The organism is Amycolatopsis marina (assembly GCF_900111885.1).
Classification (GTDB): Bacteria; Actinomycetota; Actinomycetes; order Mycobacteriales; family Pseudonocardiaceae; genus Amycolatopsis; species Amycolatopsis marina.
The window spans coordinates 132,426-147,872 of record NZ_FOKG01000005.1 but is presented as its reverse complement, the minus strand read 5'-3'; the positions used below and the strand labels follow the sequence as shown (position 1 = coordinate 147,872).

16 protein-coding genes are annotated in these 15,447 nt (G+C 65.0%); 4 read left to right on the top strand and 12 right to left on the bottom strand.

What is annotated here, in order from left to right; translation table 11 throughout:
• Positions 1–108 precede the first annotated feature (108 nt).
• Complete coding sequence (locus BM199_RS10260) at positions 109–864, top strand: SDR family NAD(P)-dependent oxidoreductase (RefSeq protein WP_091672372.1); 756 nt, start codon at positions 109–111, stop codon at positions 862–864.
• A 38-nt stretch (positions 865–902) separates the two neighbouring features.
• A complete protein-coding gene (locus tag BM199_RS10255) occupies positions 903–2,039 on the top strand; it encodes an acyl-CoA dehydrogenase family protein (protein WP_091672686.1) in 1,137 nt (378 codons plus the stop codon).
• A 27-nt stretch (positions 2,040–2,066) separates the two neighbouring features.
• Here the strand turns inward: BM199_RS10255 and BM199_RS10250 are convergent, their stop codons facing one another.
• From BM199_RS10250 to BM199_RS10225, 6 genes are all read right to left on the bottom strand, one after another.
• Complete coding sequence (locus BM199_RS10250; protein WP_091672370.1) at positions 2,067–3,137, bottom strand: ABC transporter ATP-binding protein; 1,071 nt, start codon at positions 3,135–3,137, stop codon at positions 2,067–2,069.
• A 93-nt stretch (positions 3,138–3,230) separates the two neighbouring features.
• Entirely contained in the window at positions 3,231–3,686 is a 456-nt protein-coding gene (locus BM199_RS10245; RefSeq protein WP_091672368.1) for a hypothetical protein, read from the bottom strand.
• Between the two features lie 77 nt (positions 3,687–3,763).
• Entirely contained in the window at positions 3,764–4,465 is a 702-nt protein-coding gene (locus BM199_RS10240) for a hypothetical protein (protein WP_143101813.1), read from the bottom strand.
• A gap of 53 nt (positions 4,466–4,518) precedes the next feature.
• Complete coding sequence (locus BM199_RS10235; RefSeq protein ID WP_342741703.1) at positions 4,519–5,253, bottom strand: SDR family NAD(P)-dependent oxidoreductase; 735 nt, start codon at positions 5,251–5,253, stop codon at positions 4,519–4,521.
• A gap of 76 nt (positions 5,254–5,329) precedes the next feature.
• Complete coding sequence (locus tag BM199_RS10230; protein ID WP_091672363.1) at positions 5,330–6,130, bottom strand: enoyl-CoA hydratase/isomerase family protein; 801 nt, start codon at positions 6,128–6,130, stop codon at positions 5,330–5,332.
• Positions 6,131–6,179: 49 nt separating this feature from the next.
• Positions 6,180–7,070, bottom strand: coding sequence for an enoyl-CoA hydratase (locus BM199_RS10225; RefSeq protein WP_091672362.1), 891 nt, complete (start codon positions 7,068–7,070; stop codon positions 6,180–6,182).
• A 293-nt stretch (positions 7,071–7,363) separates the two neighbouring features.
• Here BM199_RS10225 and BM199_RS10220 point away from each other — a divergent pair, with 293 nt between their 5' ends.
• Positions 7,364–7,897 carry a hypothetical protein gene (locus tag BM199_RS10220; protein WP_091672360.1) on the top strand — a complete coding sequence of 178 codons (534 nt, stop codon included), beginning with the start codon at positions 7,364–7,366 and terminating at the stop codon, positions 7,895–7,897.
• Between the two features lie 14 nt (positions 7,898–7,911).
• Positions 7,912–8,415, top strand: coding sequence for a hypothetical protein (locus BM199_RS10215; protein ID WP_091672358.1), 504 nt, complete (start codon positions 7,912–7,914; stop codon positions 8,413–8,415).
• 11 nt (positions 8,416–8,426) lie between these two features.
• Here BM199_RS10215 and BM199_RS10210 read toward each other — a convergent pair whose 3' ends face one another.
• The 6 genes from BM199_RS10210 to BM199_RS10185 are packed head-to-tail and all read right to left on the bottom strand — an operon-like array spanning position 8,427 to position 15,447.
• Entirely contained in the window at positions 8,427–9,785 is a 1,359-nt protein-coding gene (locus BM199_RS10210; RefSeq protein ID WP_091672357.1) for an MCE family protein, read from the bottom strand.
• Positions 9,782–11,008 carry an MCE family protein gene (locus tag BM199_RS10205; RefSeq protein WP_091672355.1) on the bottom strand — a complete coding sequence of 409 codons (1,227 nt, stop codon included), beginning with the start codon at positions 11,006–11,008 and terminating at the stop codon, positions 9,782–9,784. Before BM199_RS10205 ends, BM199_RS10210 begins: the two co-directional genes overlap by 4 nt.
• The gene (locus tag BM199_RS10200) at positions 11,005–12,228 is read right to left on the bottom strand and encodes an MCE family protein (RefSeq protein ID WP_091672353.1); all 1,224 of its coding nucleotides are present in this window, start codon (positions 12,226–12,228) and stop codon (positions 11,005–11,007) included. The genes BM199_RS10205 and BM199_RS10200 overlap by 4 nt, the downstream gene beginning before the upstream one ends.
• Positions 12,228–13,238, bottom strand: coding sequence for an MCE family protein (locus tag BM199_RS10195; protein WP_091672351.1), 1,011 nt, complete (start codon positions 13,236–13,238; stop codon positions 12,228–12,230). Before BM199_RS10195 ends, BM199_RS10200 begins: the two co-directional genes overlap by 1 nt.
• Positions 13,235–14,260, bottom strand: coding sequence for an MCE family protein (locus tag BM199_RS10190; protein ID WP_091672350.1), 1,026 nt, complete (start codon positions 14,258–14,260; stop codon positions 13,235–13,237). The genes BM199_RS10195 and BM199_RS10190 overlap by 4 nt, the downstream gene beginning before the upstream one ends.
• Complete coding sequence (locus BM199_RS10185) at positions 14,257–15,447, bottom strand: MCE family protein (RefSeq protein ID WP_091672348.1); 1,191 nt, start codon at positions 15,445–15,447, stop codon at positions 14,257–14,259. The genes BM199_RS10190 and BM199_RS10185 overlap by 4 nt, the downstream gene beginning before the upstream one ends.

Sequence of the window (15,447 nt, the reverse complement as noted above, 5' to 3'; positions counted from 1 at the left end):
GACCTAGATCGCGTCACTCTGTGAAGCTTTGCCGTGGGAGCGCTTGACAGTCAGCCGGGTCGGCAGCTAAAACAATGTTAACTGGTAAGTAATATTTGGAGGACGACGATGCGCTTGTCGGACAAGGTGGCGATCGTGACCGGAGCCGCGTACGGGATCGGTGCCGCGATCGCACGGCGTTTCGTCGACGAAGGCGCCAGTGTGGTGCTGGCGGACATCGCGGACGCGGCGGTTCGCGATCTGAGTGAGAAACTCGGCCCGCGAGCGACGTGGATCCGGTGTGACGTCTCGGCAGGACCGGATGTGGCTGCCGCCGTCGATGTCGCCAGGACCACCTTCGGCGGTCTGGACATCGTGGTGAACAACGCGGCCGTCGGGTCCAGCCTGCTGGTGACCGACCAGGAGCAACACGACTGGGAGCGGGTCCTCGCGGTAGGTGTGGGCGGGGTGTTCCACACGCTGCGGTACGCGACTCCCGCCATGCGGGAGCGGGGTGGTGGAGCCTTCGTGAATCTCTCCTCCGCGGCGGGGCGGAGGGCGATGCGGGGAATGTCGGCGTACGCGGCAGCGAAAGCCGGAATCGAGGCGATCACCCGGTGTGCCGCCCTGGAGCTGCGGGACCAGGGTGTGCGGGTCAACGCCATCGCTCCCGGAATGATCAGCACCGGGGCCGCGAGGGCGAACTCGGACTTCCTCAGCCAGGCGATCGGCATCGACATGGCCGATTTCGTCGAGAACAAGCAGGGTCGGTGGGGGGAAACCGCTGAGGTCGCCGCTGTGGCGCTGCATCTGGCGTCGGACGAGTCCGCGTTCACCACCGGCCACACCTACGTACTGGACAACGGGGCAACCAACCTGTTGTGACGAAGACTCTGATATTCACGAACAACAAAGGTGACATCATGACAGCAGTTGCTGACAGGGCGGATTTCGTGCATTCCCTGCGCGACTTCGTCGGCCGTGAGTGTGGGACCAGGGAACAGCGGCGCGAGTTGAGCCGGAACGGCCAGGCGACGCACAACCAACAGCTGCATCGCAAGCTCGCCGAACTCGGTTGGCTCGGCTGCGCGATTCCAACGGAATACGGTGGTGGAGGTGGTAGTGCGACCGATGCCTGCCATCTTCTCGAGGAAATGGCGTACGGGTTGGCCCCCCTGTTCGGGCTGGCGGTCTCGTTGGTGAGCTCCAGCGTGGTCGAGCGGTTCGGCACAGCGGAACAGAAGCACGACATTCTCGGTGGGGTGTGCCGTGGTGACGTGCTCGCGACGGCGATCAGTGAACCAGGTGCCGGCTCCGATCCCGGGGCCATGACCTGCCGGGCCGAACGTCGGGGTGACAGTTATGTCCTCAACGGTCAGAAAACCTGGATCTCCTGTGCCCATATCGCCACCCGGATTCTGGTGCTGTGCCGTACCGATTCCAGTGGCGCCAAGCACGACGGCATCACGATGATCGACGTGCCCGCAGATACCGAGGGTGTCGAGGTGCGGCCGATAGACACGCTTGGCGGGGACGAGGTGAACGACGTCTTCTTCACCGACGTCGTGGTCAGCGCCGACCGGGTGATCGGCGAGCCGGACAGGGCGTGGCACCAGATCATGCGCACTCTCAACACCGACCGCCTGATGTGTGGGGCGGTGTTTCTCGGCCGTGCGCGACGAACGTTCGATGATGCGCTGGAGTACGTCGCGACACGCGAGCAGTTCGGTCGGCCCGTGGGCAGTTTCCAGGCTGTCCGCCACCGGATCGCGGAACTCGCCACGGAGATCGAGTGCAGTCGGCTACTCGTCTACGATTCGGCGGCCAAGCTCGATGCCGACCCCGACCGGTGCGAGCCGCGAGAAGCTTCCATGGTCAAGCTGAAGGTGACCGAGACCGCCAAACGCACTGCCATCGAAGGCATGCAGCTCATGGGCGGTGCGGGTTACACCCGGGAACACGAGATGGAACGCCATCTTCGGGAGTCGGTCATTTCCACGGTCTATGCCGGTACCAGTGAGATTCAGCGGGACATCATCGGCCGTTCGTACGGCCTGTGAGCAACGCACATCGGTAGCGCCGCCGCGTCAGTCAACGGGACTGCCCGCTCCCTGACTGATCGCGGCGTGCGCGCCGTAGTTGTGGGTGTCGCCGCCTTCGACCCCGTAGTGCCTGCGCGCCTCCGGGGACAGTGATTCGACGATGGCGTGTTGCGCGTTCTCGGGCAGGGTGTGCAGACTTTGCATCACGCGATCGGTCCGGTTGCGGCTGCCCGCCCGTTCCGGCAGACCCGGGCTGGGTTGCATCTGGGGCGGCACCCCGGTGACATCGTCCACGCCGCCCGCGCCGTGGCCTGCCGCGAACATCGCCTTCTCCGCCGCCAGGGTGGCACCGTCCTTCTCCTCGGACATGCCGATCGGACCGTCCATACGACCGTGGAGGAACTGTTTGACCACCGGCTCGTCCGAGGTGAGCAGCACCTCCCGAGGACCGAACATGGCCAGCTCCTTGCGGAACAGCATGCCGATGTTGTCCGGCACCGTCCTGGCCAGGTTGATGTTGTGCGTGACGATCAGGAAAGTCGCGTCGATCTGCGCGTTCACGTCAAGGAACAGCTGGGAGATGTAGGTGGTCCGAACCGGATCGAGGCCGGAGTCGGGTTCGTCCACCAGGATGATCTCCGGGTCCAGCACCAGTGCGCGCGCCAGACCGGCACGCTTGCGCATACCGCCGGAGATCTCACCGGGCAGCTTGTCGTCCGCACCGGTGAGCCCGGTCATCTCCAGCTTTTCCAGCACGATTCGCCTGATCTCGGTCTCGGACTTGCGAGTGTGCTCGCGCAGTGGAAACGCGACGTTGTCGAAGAGGTTCATCGAACCGAACAGCGCGCCGTCCTGGAACAACACCCCGAACAGCTTGCGCGTCTCGTACAGCGTGCGTTCCGAGCAGGTCACGATGTCCACGCCGTTGATGACGCACCTGCCGCGCTCCGGTTTGAGCAGTCCGATCAACGACTTGAGGAACACCGACTTGCCGGTGCCGGAGGGCCCGAGCAGCGCCGACACCTCGCCGGGTGGCAAGGTCAGTGATACGTCACGCCAGATGTTCTGGTTTCCGAAGGACTTCGTCAAACCTTCGACGACGACTTCGACACCCATGCAGACCTCCTGGAACGATGTGCTGAACCGGTTGTGCTCAAGAACTGTGTGTCGGGGCTTGGCTCAACTGCCTCACGAAGTCTCGACCTGGCACTACAGCGGGGAAAGATCCGCGATCAGCCAGCGTCCGTCGACCTCGCGCATCTCCACCCGAGCCGCGGTGCTGGAGATGACGGGGGTCTTCTGCTCGGCGTGCTCGCTTTCCTGCGCGAGCAGCACCAGTAGAACGACCGCCCCCTGCTCGGACTCCATGACAGACGTGTTGGTCACGGTTGTGGTCACGCTGGCCTGCTTGTCGAGCACCGTCGCGCCGAGTACCTCGTCCATCAGCGCGTTGAAGTCCTCGGCGAAACTTCCGGTCACCAGCTCCGCAGCCCGCTGACGATCGGCGTCAAGGGTTTCGTGACGGTAGGAGAGCACCTCCGCGACCGTTTCCTTGGCCACCTGCTGTGACTGGCCTCGCTGTTCGTCGAGCACGGCCAGCGAGTTGGTCCTGAGTGCGAGCAAACCGCCCGTGACGGCGAGTCCGGCGATCACGAGAAAGAGCACGAGGCCAAGGACACGGGTCCGACTCCGGGTGGCTTGGCGATATAACCCGGTTATCGAGTCGATCAGCTTGGGAGTGATCACGAGAGGAACTCCAAACCGTGCACCAGCCACCGTCCGTCCTCATGCGTCATGCCCAGTCGCATTCGGTACTGGCGACGATCGCCCGTTTCGGATTCGGTGTTGTCGACCGTTGCCTCCGCGATGACGACGACGGTCGCCTGCTCCGCATCGCGCTCCTCGACTCCGGCTGCGACGACTGTGCCTTCGGACTCGACCTGGTGGGTGGCGAGGGTTTCGGCAAAGGCATCGGCCTGGGCGTCGAGCTGCTGCCGAAACTCGCCGGTCGTGACTTCCCGCAGCCGGGCCAGATCCTGCTCGTGGTGTTGATAGCTCAATCCGGTCAACGCCAGGGCCGCGTCGGTCGCCGCCGCGACCGCGTCACGTGATGCGGATTCGCGGGCGGTCGCGGCACGTTCGCCCGACCACAGCCAGCCGACGATCCCGGCGGCCGCGAGCGTGCAGGCGATGAGCAGGAGCAGCGCCGTTGACCGCGTGCGGAGTGGTTCGCGCCGCACCTCGTCCTCGTTCGACGACTCCTCGGGTTGCGGTTCCTCTTCGGACCGATCGGACTCGCCAGCCGCCGCGGGCTCCACACGAGGATGTGGCGAGGGCCGTTTCGTCGTCGGTTCGGATTCGGCATCGCCACCGTCGTTCGGTGAATCGCCGGGATCGGCACTGGCCTCGGATGTGTCCGCTGCGTCCGCATCGGGGAGAGCCACGTTGCCCACTCCTTGCTTGTCCGGGTCTCGTTCTGTTCGCGGGTGCTGCATGCTCAGCGATGGGACATGCGAACCGCCGCGTCGAGCCGGATGCACTCGGCGTTGAGATAGCCGTTGCCGACGATGTCGCGTACGAGACGGGCGAACTCCTCCGGCCGCCCCAGTCGGCTGGGTTCCGGGATCTCGGCCGTCAGTCCGTCCCGAACGGCCTGGGGGAGTCCGGCCGACATCGGTGTGTCGAACAGGCCAGGGGCGATGGTGTTGATCCGGACGCCCTTTCCGGCCAGTTCTCTGGCAATCGGTAGTGCCAGCCCGATCAGTCCCGCCTTGCTCGCGCTGTAGGCGGCCTGTCCCGGTTGTCCTTCGAAGGCCGCGCCCGAAGAGGTGTTGACGACTACGCCGCGCTCGCCGTCCTCCGGGTCGTTGCGCAGCATCGCCGCGATGGCGACCCGCATGACGTTGAAGGTGCCGCACAGGTTGATGTTCACGACCCGGTGGAAATCGTCGAACGATCCCGGCTTGCCCCGGGACACGATCTTGCCCGCATCGACGACGCCGGCGGTGTTGATGTTGATGTGGACCGTGCCGAACTCGGCGCACACCCGTTCGACGGCCTCCTCCACGGACGCCGCATCGGTGATGTCGGCGGGGATGGCAAGGCCGCGTGGCAGGCTCTCCGCCACCGCGCGCACACCCTGTTCGTCCCGGTCCAGAACGGCGACGAGCGCACCGGCTCGCGCGAGGTCCACGCAGACCTCACGACCGAGACCGGATGCGCCCCCGGCCACGAGGGCTACCTTGTTTTTGAGATCCATGGTCTCGCTTTCCGCTCAGTTTCCGCGCCCCGCGCACGGGGCTGGTTCGTCACCGTTGAAAGTTGGGTTCACGCCGTTCCCGGAAGGCATGCAGGCCCTCGGCGAAGTCAGGGCAGTTGGTCGCATAGTCCCGGCACGCGTTGAGTTCCAGCTCCAACGCCGCGTTCGTGTACAGGTCGGCACCCTGTTCGACGACCCGTTTCATCGCCGCGAGCCCGGTGGCGCTGTGTTTGCCGATCGTCGTGGTGAGCTCGGTGACCGCTCGTTCCAGTTCGCCAGGGGGCACGATCTCGTTGACCAGACCGGCGTCGTACATCCGCTGCGCCGACCAGGATTCGGCGGTGAAAAGCAACTGCTTCGCCCGGTTCGCACCGATCTTTCGCACCAGCCGGACAGCTCCACCGGCCGCGGGGAAGAGCCCGTACCGCGCGTGCCCGTCGGTGAACGTGGCATCTTCGGTGGCAACGATCAGATCGCAGGCCTGTACCAGCTCGAATCCGCCAGCGATGACACCGCCGTGTACCGCGGCGATGACCGGTTTCGGATGCCGGGCGATTTGTTTGCAGATCTCGCCGACCGAGGCGAGGAACGCGCCGAGCGCCCCGTTCTCGTTCAGTTGCCCGAGCACCATCTTCAGGTCCGCGCCCGCGCAGAACATCGACCCAGCACCCGCCAGCACGATCGACCGCACGGCCGGGTCGCGCTCAGCACGGTCGAGAGAGCCGCGCAGGCCGTCGACCACCTGGGTCGACAACGCATTGCGTGCTTCGGGTCGGTTCAGCACGATCCACGCCGCCGATTCGCGTAGTTCGTAGCGAACGACCGAGTGCTCGCTTCCGGCCTGTGACATCAGGTGCTCTCTCTTTCTGCTGATTCGGATCTTCCGGCGGTGGGGCCGGTCATGACGGTTCTGTGCCGAGGCGGACACCGGGGGCTCGTACCGCGCGACTGCGCGCCTCTTCGCGCACCAACGGAATTCCGGCGGGGTCGACGAGGCTGTCGTGTAGCTCGCGGTTGTGCGAGTGCGCGAGGTGGTGCAGTCCGAAGGCCGCCTCGACCGCGGAGCGCTGTCCCTGCAGGTCGAGCGTCTGATTCACCGCACGTTTCGCCAACCGGACCCCGAACGTCGGTCGCTTGGCGATCCGTTCGGCCATCGCGAGGGTTTCCGCTTCGAGTTCGGCGCGTGGAACCACTCGATTGACCATGCCGAGGGCGTGGGCGTCGACGGCGTCGATGGATTCGCCGGTGAACAGCATCTCCTTGGTGCGCCGGTGTCCCATCTCCCACGGCTGCACGAAGTACTCGCCGATACCGCAGCCGAACGCGCCCACCGGATCGGTGAAGACGGTGTCGTCGGCGGCGACCACGAGATCACACGGCCACATCAGGAGCAGGCCACCGCCCACGACCCGACCATGTACCTGCGCGATGGTCGGCCGGGGAATATCGCGCCAACGCAGGCAGAGACCGAGGAACAGTTCCTCTTCGGTGGCGTACCAGCCCTCCGCGCCCGCGGCGGTGAAGCCGCCGGTCATCGTCCGGGCGGTGACTCCGGTCATGTCATAGGTGTCGGTGGAGTCGAGGGTGAGGTCGTGCCCCGAGGAGAAGTCGGGTCCGTCGGCGGCGAGGATGATCACTCGCACGTCCTCGTCGCGGAGGGCTCGCAGATAGGCATCGTCGAGTTCGTGCAGCATCGCGCGGTCCTGGGCGTTGCGCTTTTCCGGGCGAGCGAGAACGACTCGAGCCACATGATCGCTCGGCCGTTCGTACCGCACTCGTTGGTCGCTCATTGGGCGTTTGCCACCTCCGCGTACTCCTAGCTGAACTAGCTGGACAGATTTCGTTGGCTACATCGAGTGCGCTGGCTTCCAGCGATATGGCATGTCAAACTCGACAACGACAGACTAGTATTCCTTACTGGTTAGTTCAATAACCTATCAGGGGCAGACATGCGTCAAGATGTTCGAGGGGCCGGGGATCGAACAGGTGAGTCCTGCCGCGGACCTGCCCGGTTTCGCGTGGCACCGGGCAAATCTCGGCGCGTTCACGCGTTAGCGCCGCACGCCGAATTGGGAGAACCGGTATGACGGTCAACGAGGAGGGCACGCCGGATGACGGCGCTGCCCGGCCGCTCGCACGCCGCTGTCGGCCGGTGTCCGCCATCGCCGCGCTCGGCCTGGCGCTGGTGTGCGGGGCCGCGTTGATCTGGGCGTTGGTGCTGCGGCACGAGGAGCAAGTACGCGCTGAACGGGAGACCGCGGCGATACGGGCGGCTACCGAGCACCTGGAAGTGTTGGCGAACTTGGGGCACGCCTCCGCGGCCGATGTACTGGCGAAGCTGCGCGAGGGCGCGACGGGTGAGTTTCGGCGGCAACTCGAGGGTGTGGGCGACCCCCTGTTCGGATTGCTCGAACAGGGCAAGGTGCAGTCCTCGGGACAGGTGACAGACGTCGCGCTGGCCCGGATCGATGACCAGCGTGCCGAGGTGTTGGCGCAGGTCGACACCACGTTCGTCAACACAGAACACCCCGAGGGCCAACAACGTTCGTATCGGTCCGTGGTGTCGCTGTTGTGGCAGGACGGCCGCTGGCTGGTGGAGAACGCGGAGACCAAGTGATGCGGAGCCCAGGTATGCGAGTACGAGCACTGGCGGGAGCGCTGCCCCGCACGGTCGTTGTGGCGATCCTGGCCGGCGCCGTGGCCTGCGGGGCCACGGCCGCGGTGCTCACCGAGAATGCCGTGGCCGAGAACGAAAAGCGTGACCTGCGGGCCGAGATCATCGCTGCGGCCACACAGAACGTGGTGGCGATTCTGTCCTACAGCGCCGACACGCTCGATGCCGACTTGTCCGAGGGCCTCGCCGTGACGACACAGCCCTTCTCGGACATTCTCTCCCGCACGGTCGAGGAGGTCATCTCACCGACCGCGGCCGATGCGGGAATCGACACCAGTGCCGAGGTGCTGGCGGCCGGCGTCGTGCGCAATGACACCGAGAGCGCCGAAGTCATCCTGTTCGTCGACCAGTCCACCACGAGCGCCGAGCAACCCGAGGCCGAGCTGAACCAGATCACGCTCACCGTCAGCCTGGTGAAGTCCGATGGGAACTGGCTCGTCTCGGAGTTCGCGCAGGGCTGAGGGTGTCAGTGTCACGCGGGCGCGAGACCAAGCGGGTCCAACAGGGAACGCACTCCCGGGTGGGCGGCCACGCCAGAGTCCTCGCGCAAGAGGAACGACTTTCCCCCTGGGCCGAAGAACAGACCGGTGAGTGGGTCGTAGGTGGCGGCGCCGGTCCTTTCTGGACCGTCTGACTTCCGTGGTCCCGTCGTACCCGCTCCGGCACCCCCGATGAACTGCAGTCCGCATCCTGCGGCGGTGGCCGAACGCCGGGTGGCGTCGTTGGGACAGGGGGAGTTGCGTGCTCCCCGCACCAGCAGGTCCGAATCCTGCGGCACCTTGCAGTAGGCGTCGTCAGCGGTGGGAAGCGGATTGGTGTCCGACGGATCCCTCGCCTCGTTTCCGAAGCCCTCCGTGCAGGTGGCGGGGTCGTTGATCGAGGTCTTGAGGTTCATCTTCGCGGTACCTGGCACCGGTGTGGTCGCCGCGACCGACAGGGTGTTGTTCATGATCGCGGGCAGCATCACCAGTGATGCCTCGAGGTTGGGGAGGTAGACGTTGAACACCTCGCCGGTGGCGGCCATGTTGTTCAACAGCCGGGGCAGCGCGGGTCGCACTTGTTCGACGAGGGTGGTCAGCTCCTCGGCATAGGCCGGAGCCTGGTCCAGCACCCCCCTGAGTGCCTCATCGGTGCTTTTCAGCTCGCCGGTGAACGCCGCGAGGTCCGCGGCATAGGACTGGATCTCGGCGGCGGAGTCCCGCTGGGTGCCGAGCACGGTGGGCGCGTCCGCGAGCAGCTGGCCGGTGGAGTCCAGGTGCTGCTGGGCCTGTTCGGTCAGTCTCCCGGCGGAGTCGAGCAGTCTTTGCACGCTCTTTCCGGAACCGTTGTAGGCGAGATAAGCCTCGTCCAATGTGGTGCGCAGACTGTCCTGTGGCACGGAGTCGACGAGTGATTTCGCGTTGTCGAGCACCGTTTCGACCGGGGTGGGCAGACTGGTTCGCTCGACCGGGATCGTCGCGCCTTCCGCCAGATGGGGCGGTCCCGTCGTGTTCGGCATGAGCGCGACATACTGCTCGCCCACCGCGGAGGTCTGCCGCACCGCGGCCGACACGTCTGCCGGTATGTCGACGTCACGGTCGACGCTGAGGTCGGCGATCACCCCTTTGCCGGTGAGTTCGATCCGGTCGACCCGGCCGACCTTGACACCTCGGTAGGTGACGTTCGCGGCCGGATACAGCCCGCCTGAGGCGGGAAGCTCGACGTATACCGGCATCTGGCCGACACCCAGCAATCGCGGCAGCCCGATGTAGTGCACTCCGGCGACGACGAGGCAGACAACTGTCAGCGTCACGAAAAGCAGGAGCTGTCCACGGACCAGTCGCGAGATCATTTGTCTCCTCCGAGAATCGCGCCGAGCAGGCCGGGTACGGGATCGGACGGAGGCGGCGGTTCAGTGGTTCGCACCGAGCCATCCGACGGCGGCCGTTCGGATTGTGCGGGCGCCTGAGACTGGTCGGGTTGATCTGGCCGACCGAGCGGAGCCTGCAGTGCCGGCTGTGAATCTGAGCTGCCCACACCCAGGGGAGGCAGGTTCCCGAGAATCGGAACGCCCGTGAGGAAGTTCTCCTGCAGGGTCGAAAGGCGCAGGTCGAGCGTCACGAAGTTGTTGGCGAAGTCGCCCTTTGCGGCCCCATCCAGGGTGTTGCCGGGGAAAGGGAAGGTCAGCAGTATCGAAAGCGATTCGATCAGATCGGTGTCGGCGTTGGCCAGTTGACCGACGATCGGTTGCAGATCGCGCAGGTTACGCAGGAGGTCGTCCCTCGTCGAGTTGAGAACCGACGTTCCGACATCACTGAGATCGGCCAGTGCGGTCAGCGTCCGGGTCAACTGGGGCCGGTTCTCGTTGAGGACCGCGATCCCTGCGGGTAGATGGTCCAGAGCGTTGTCGAGTTGGTCGGTGTGATCGTTCAGTGTGGTGCTGAGCTGCTCGAGACCTTCCAGGGCTTGGACGATGCCTTCCGAATGACCGTTGAGCTGCGAGACCAGCACGTCCAGATTGTCCAGTAGCTCGCGGGTATCGTCTGTTCGTCCCCGAAAGACGTTGTTGAGCTCGGTGGTGATGGTTCTGACCTGTTGGAGACCGCCGCCATTGAGCACCACTGACAGCGCGCTGAGCACTTCCTCGGTCTCCGGGTACGCGCCGGTGCGTTGCACGGGGATGGTGCTGCCGGGTCGTAGGTCACCTGCGGCTTGTTCGCCCTCGGGGGTGCTCAGGTCGAGGAACTCGGCTCCGAGCAGGCTCTTCTGGCCCGACTTGGCGATGATGTTGCCCGGCAGCTCCACCTCGCCGTTGATGCCGAGCGTGAGAATCGCTCGCCAGTCCTCGAACTCGATGTTCTTGATCGAGCCGACGATGACGTCGTTGTACATCACCTCGGCGTTCTTCACCAGATTGTTGATCTGCGCCATCTCGACCGTGATCGAGTAGGCGTTGTCGTCGGATCCATCGCTGAACGGAAGCGGGATATCCTCGCTGGAGAAGGCGCAACCGGTGGCGGTCATGACCGTCACTGAGGCCAGCGCGGCCCAACGCAGACGGGTTGGACGAGTCATCGGATACCTCCCGGGAGCAGCAGGCCGGCCAAACCCTCCTGTGCGCCGGGTTGTGGCGCCGGCGCCGGTTCCTGCTTCCGTGGGGGACTCGGTTCGGCACCCTCACCCGCATCGACCTGGTTGGACACACCATCGCGGTACAACGGGTTCGTGCCGACGGGCAACTGGTCAGGCAGGACGTTCAGCAGTGGGGCCAGCGCCTGCTGGCATTGTTCCGGAGGCCCGCCCAGGGAGAAGATCGTGCTGCACACGAACACCGCGGGGTGCTGCAGAAAGATGTCCGAGACCACGGCGTTGATCGAAGAACTCTCCGGGTCGTACACATTGTTGTAGTTGGACAGCGTGGTGGGGCCGATCTGCAGGAGGTCCGCGATGCGCTGGCGTTGGCCCGCGAGATTCTCGGCAACAGAGCCCAGTGACTCCAGGTTCGCGGTGAGCCGGTCGGTGTTGTCGGCGACGAATGCTCGAATCTGCTCGACCGAGCCGTCCAACGTCCGCAATGTCGTGGTGACCAGTTCGCGATTCTCCTCGAGCACACCGGAAACCCCGGCGAGCTGTTTCTGGAACTCGGCGACCACGTGATCGCTGTCGGCCAGTGCGCCGACCAGAATTCGCAGATTCTCCACAGTTTCGAACAGGTCACCGCTGCCGTCCGCCAAGGTGGTGGTCGCCGCCGCGAGGTCGGTCAACGTCTGGTGCAGTCGTGCGCCCTGACCGTCGAGATTCCGAGCTGATACGTCGAGCAACCGGGACAGTGCCCCTTCGCTATTCGCGCCTTCGGGGCCGAGGTCGGCGGCGAGTTGGGCCACTTGTTCGGTGATCTGATCCCACTCCATCGGCACGACGGTTCGCTCCACCGGAATCACCGCGCCGTCGTCCAGTTCGGGGCCTGACGTGTAGGGCGGGTGGAGCGCGACATAGCGGCCGGTCACCAGAGTGGGGGCGATGATCGCGGCCTGGACATCGGCGGGAAGCAGGTGTTCCTCGGCGTATTCGAGTTCGACCACAACGCTGCCGTCGGTCGGCTCGATGCTGGTGATCGAGCCGACCGGCACGTCGAGGATGCGAACATCGTCGCCGACATAGAGGCCAGTGGTGGAGGCGAAGTGGACGGTGATGGCGCGATCGCTGTTGCTCGGCCACAGCACGATGGTCGCTGACACCGCCAGTGCCGCCACGATCGCCACCGTGAGCAGGCGCGATGGACGTGGTCGGAACATCAGTTGCCGCCCCCTTCCAGGATTTCCGGCACCATTCCGGACAGCACCGGTGTCAGGTTGCTCGGCACGATGTTCTCGATGAGGGCGTAGAAGTGGCTGCCACCGGCGACGGACTCACCGAGGGTGAGCGCATAGGTCGCCAGCCCGTCGATGGTCTTGTTCACGTTCTCTTCGTTCTGCACCAGAACTTTCACGACATCGTTGAGCTGATCAAGCACCGGAGCGATGTCGGCTTCGTTGTCGTCGATGACACCGCGAAGAGTTTCGATCGTCGCGGTGGTGCCCGCCAGCAGGTCGCGCAGATCGTCCCGGCGTTGGTACAGCTCGGCCAGCAGTTCATTGCCGTGTTCCATCAACCCGACGACCTGTTGGTTTCGGTTGGCCAGCACCTTGGTGACCCCGCTGGCGTTGCTGAGCAGTTCCCGGAGTTGTTGATCGCGAGAAGCGACAGTCCTGGACAACTCGCTCACCCCGCGCAATGCGGACGCGAACTCGTCAGGGGTGTTCTCGAACGCGGCGGCGACGGTATCGAGTGACTCGGCCAGCTGCTCGGTGTCGATCGCGGCGGTGGTCTCGCCCAACTGCTGTAAGGCCAGGTTCACGTCATACGGGTTGCTCGTGCGCTCCTTGGGGATCACCCCTCCTGCCGCCAGTTCCCCGCCGGTGCCCAGGTCCACATCGAGGTACTTCGCACCCAGCGGAGTAGCGGTACCGATAGCGGCCCGAGCGCCCTCGCGAAGCTGGACATCGTTGTCGACGTTGAAGGTCACCACAACTCTGTCCCCTTCGAGTCCGACCTCGGTGACCCTGCCGACCTCGTGCCCACCGGTTCGCACCTCGTCGCCCGATGTCAAACCGCCCGCGGCGGCGAAATGCGCGTGGAAGGTCTCGGTGACGAGCGTGCGATACAGCGCTCCCGAGTTCAGCGCGAGCGTGCCAGATCCCGCGATTACCACCAGGCCGAACAGTGCGATCTTGGTGCGGCTACGTTCTCGAAAAGAGGTTCTCATCCTTGGCAACGCTCCACTTCGCTCCTGATGAAGGGCGTGAGAATGCCCTCACTGGTGGGGCCGTCCAGGTGCAGCCGCAGGCCGCAGATGTAGAAATTGAACGCGGAGGCGTACCCACCGACTCGGCCGAGCAGTTCTTGCAGCCGCGGAGCCCGCCGCAGGTTCTCCTCGATCGTTGGCCTGCCCTCGTGCAGCACCGGCAACAAACGCTTGAGTTCGGTGACAAGGCCGCGGACCTCTGGTCTGGCCTCGGTGAGTAGCCCCGACACCTCCTCGGTGAACCCACTGATCCTGGCGAACGACTCGCCGATTGGGTCTCGGTCCTGCGCCAGTCCCGCCACCAGCCTGTCCACCTCGTCGACCAGCGAGGACAGCTCCGGTGTCCTCGCGTTGACCGTGCCGAGCACCGAGTTCAGTTCGGTGATGAGTGAACCGATCAGCTGGTCGTGATCGGCGAGCTCCCCGGTCAACTCGCCGAGGTTGCCGAGCAGGTGCTCGAGTGCGCCGGACTGGCCCTGGAAGACGGCGATCAGCGCCGCGGACAACTCGTTGACCTGTTCCGGGTCCAAGCCCTGGAAGAGTGGGGCGAAACCGCTGTAGAGCTCGTCGAGATCAAGGGCGGGGAAGGTGTGATCTTCGCTGATCGTGGCGTCCGGCGCCAGCGGATCGGCCTCGGTCGAGTCCTCGCCGGCGCCGAGCTCCAGGAAACGATCCCCGAGGAGGTTGGCGTATCGGATGGTGGCCGTGCTGCTGGTGGTGAGCGGGACATGCGGGGCCGCGGAGAAGCTGACCCGCAGAGTGCCGTCATCGTCGAGCTCAACGCTGCGCACTTGGCCGACGACGACTCCGGACGCCTTCACGTCCTCGCCCTCACTGAGACCTGAAACGTCTCGGAACAGCGCGTGATAGCGCAACTGGTCCCCTACCTGCGGGCGGTCGAACAGGACGATCAGCAGGGCCATCAGCAACCCGCTGATCGAAACGATGATTCCGACCCGGACCAGGTTCGTCCCTGTGCTCATCGTGTCAGAACCTCGCTTAGTTCGGGGCCGAACAGTTGCGTCACAATCAACGGCTCACCGATCTCGGCGCTGTCCTCCTTGGATGGATAGATTTCACTGCCATCCGCGAAGTTCACATATGGAGAGGGCAACTGTTCAGGACTGTGCGGCGCGCCGTAACAACTCGGTCCGGTTCCAGGGGGGACCGTGGGAAGGTCATGGGGATAGCGGTAACCCGGCTGCGCGGGCTGGACCCCGATATACAGCGAAATACCCGGCACTTCCGTGCCCACTGCTTGTTCGAACAGAACACGAATCCGGTTCGCGGTGTCCAGGGTGCACGGGATGATCCCGGAGTAGGTCGACAGGAGTTCCATGGTCGGAGTCAACTCCGCCAGCGCTGCTCGTAAATGCTCGCCGTTTTCGGCGAACAGCGCTCTACCACTGTTCGCCAGTGTGGTCAGTTCCGCCAATGTCGATTCGAGTTCGGGCGCCTTCTCGACCAGAGTCCGGGCTGTGGTGACCACATTGTCCAATGTGGCTACCAGATCTGGCGCGACCCCGGCGTAGAGCCGGGCGACCGGACCGGTGCCGTCGACGGTGGCGTGGAGGTTGGCGAGATGAGCGTTGAACTCACGGAGATAGCCGTTGAGCTCGGTGATGTACCGGCCGGTCTGTTCACCCCGGCCGGAAAGGGTGGCCGACAACCCTCCCAGCGTGCCGTTCAGTTTGCTGACGTCGATACTGCTGAGCAGCGACATGAGACTGTCGAACACCGAGTTGATCTCGACCTGGGCCGTCGCGGGCGTGATCACGTCCCCGTCCCGGAGTTCGGGTCCGGTCGAAGTTCCCGGCTCGATGAGCTCCAGATACTTGGCGCCGAACACCGTCGGTGCCAGGATGCGCCCGGACACGTCGGCGGGCACCTGCGCGGCCGCTTCGGGACGTAGGGCGATCTCGATATGGACCTGGTCATCTCGGTTGTCCAGACCCCGGATCTCGCCGATCGTGACCCCGCGGAAGGTCACGTCCGATCTCAGGTCGGTCATCAGCCCCGCCCGATCAGCGATCACGGTCACCGTGACCACCGGGGTGAACAACTGCATGTAGTTGCCCACCACGAGCGCGGCCACGGCGGCCAGGCAGACAGCCGCCAACCCTCCCACGGTCGCGGTGCGGGCTCGCCGTCGTGATTGTCGTGCGGCCAT

Excerpts from the sequence above, each read along its gene's own strand:
- BM199_RS10195 (WP_091672351.1), bottom strand. The coding sequence starts at position 13,238 with ATGAGAACCTCTTTTCGAGAACGTAGCCGCACCAAGATCGCACTGTTC.
- BM199_RS10250 (WP_091672370.1), bottom strand. The coding sequence starts at position 3,137 with ATGGGTGTCGAAGTCGTCGTCGAAGGTTTGACGAAGTCCTTCGGAAAC.
- BM199_RS10215 (WP_091672358.1), top strand. The coding sequence starts at position 7,912 with ATGCGAGTACGAGCACTGGCGGGAGCGCTGCCCCGCACGGTCGTTGTG.
- BM199_RS10255 (WP_091672686.1), top strand. The coding sequence starts at position 903 with ATGACAGCAGTTGCTGACAGGGCGGATTTCGTGCATTCCCTGCGCGAC.
- BM199_RS10200 (WP_091672353.1), bottom strand. The coding sequence starts at position 12,228 with ATGTTCCGACCACGTCCATCGCGCCTGCTCACGGTGGCGATCGTGGCG.
- BM199_RS10220 (WP_091672360.1), top strand. The coding sequence starts at position 7,364 with ATGACGGTCAACGAGGAGGGCACGCCGGATGACGGCGCTGCCCGGCCG.
- BM199_RS10185 (WP_091672348.1), bottom strand. The coding sequence starts at position 15,447 with ATGGCCGCACGACAATCACGACGGCGAGCCCGCACCGCGACCGTGGGA.
- BM199_RS10225 (WP_091672362.1), bottom strand. The coding sequence starts at position 7,070 with ATGAGCGACCAACGAGTGCGGTACGAACGGCCGAGCGATCATGTGGCT.
- BM199_RS10205 (WP_091672355.1), bottom strand. The coding sequence starts at position 11,008 with ATGACTCGTCCAACCCGTCTGCGTTGGGCCGCGCTGGCCTCAGTGACG.
- BM199_RS10260 (WP_091672372.1), top strand. The coding sequence starts at position 109 with ATGCGCTTGTCGGACAAGGTGGCGATCGTGACCGGAGCCGCGTACGGG.
- BM199_RS10210 (WP_091672357.1), bottom strand. The coding sequence starts at position 9,785 with ATGATCTCGCGACTGGTCCGTGGACAGCTCCTGCTTTTCGTGACGCTG.
- BM199_RS10230 (WP_091672363.1), bottom strand. The coding sequence starts at position 6,130 with ATGTCACAGGCCGGAAGCGAGCACTCGGTCGTTCGCTACGAACTACGC.
- BM199_RS10190 (WP_091672350.1), bottom strand. The coding sequence starts at position 14,260 with ATGAGCACAGGGACGAACCTGGTCCGGGTCGGAATCATCGTTTCGATC.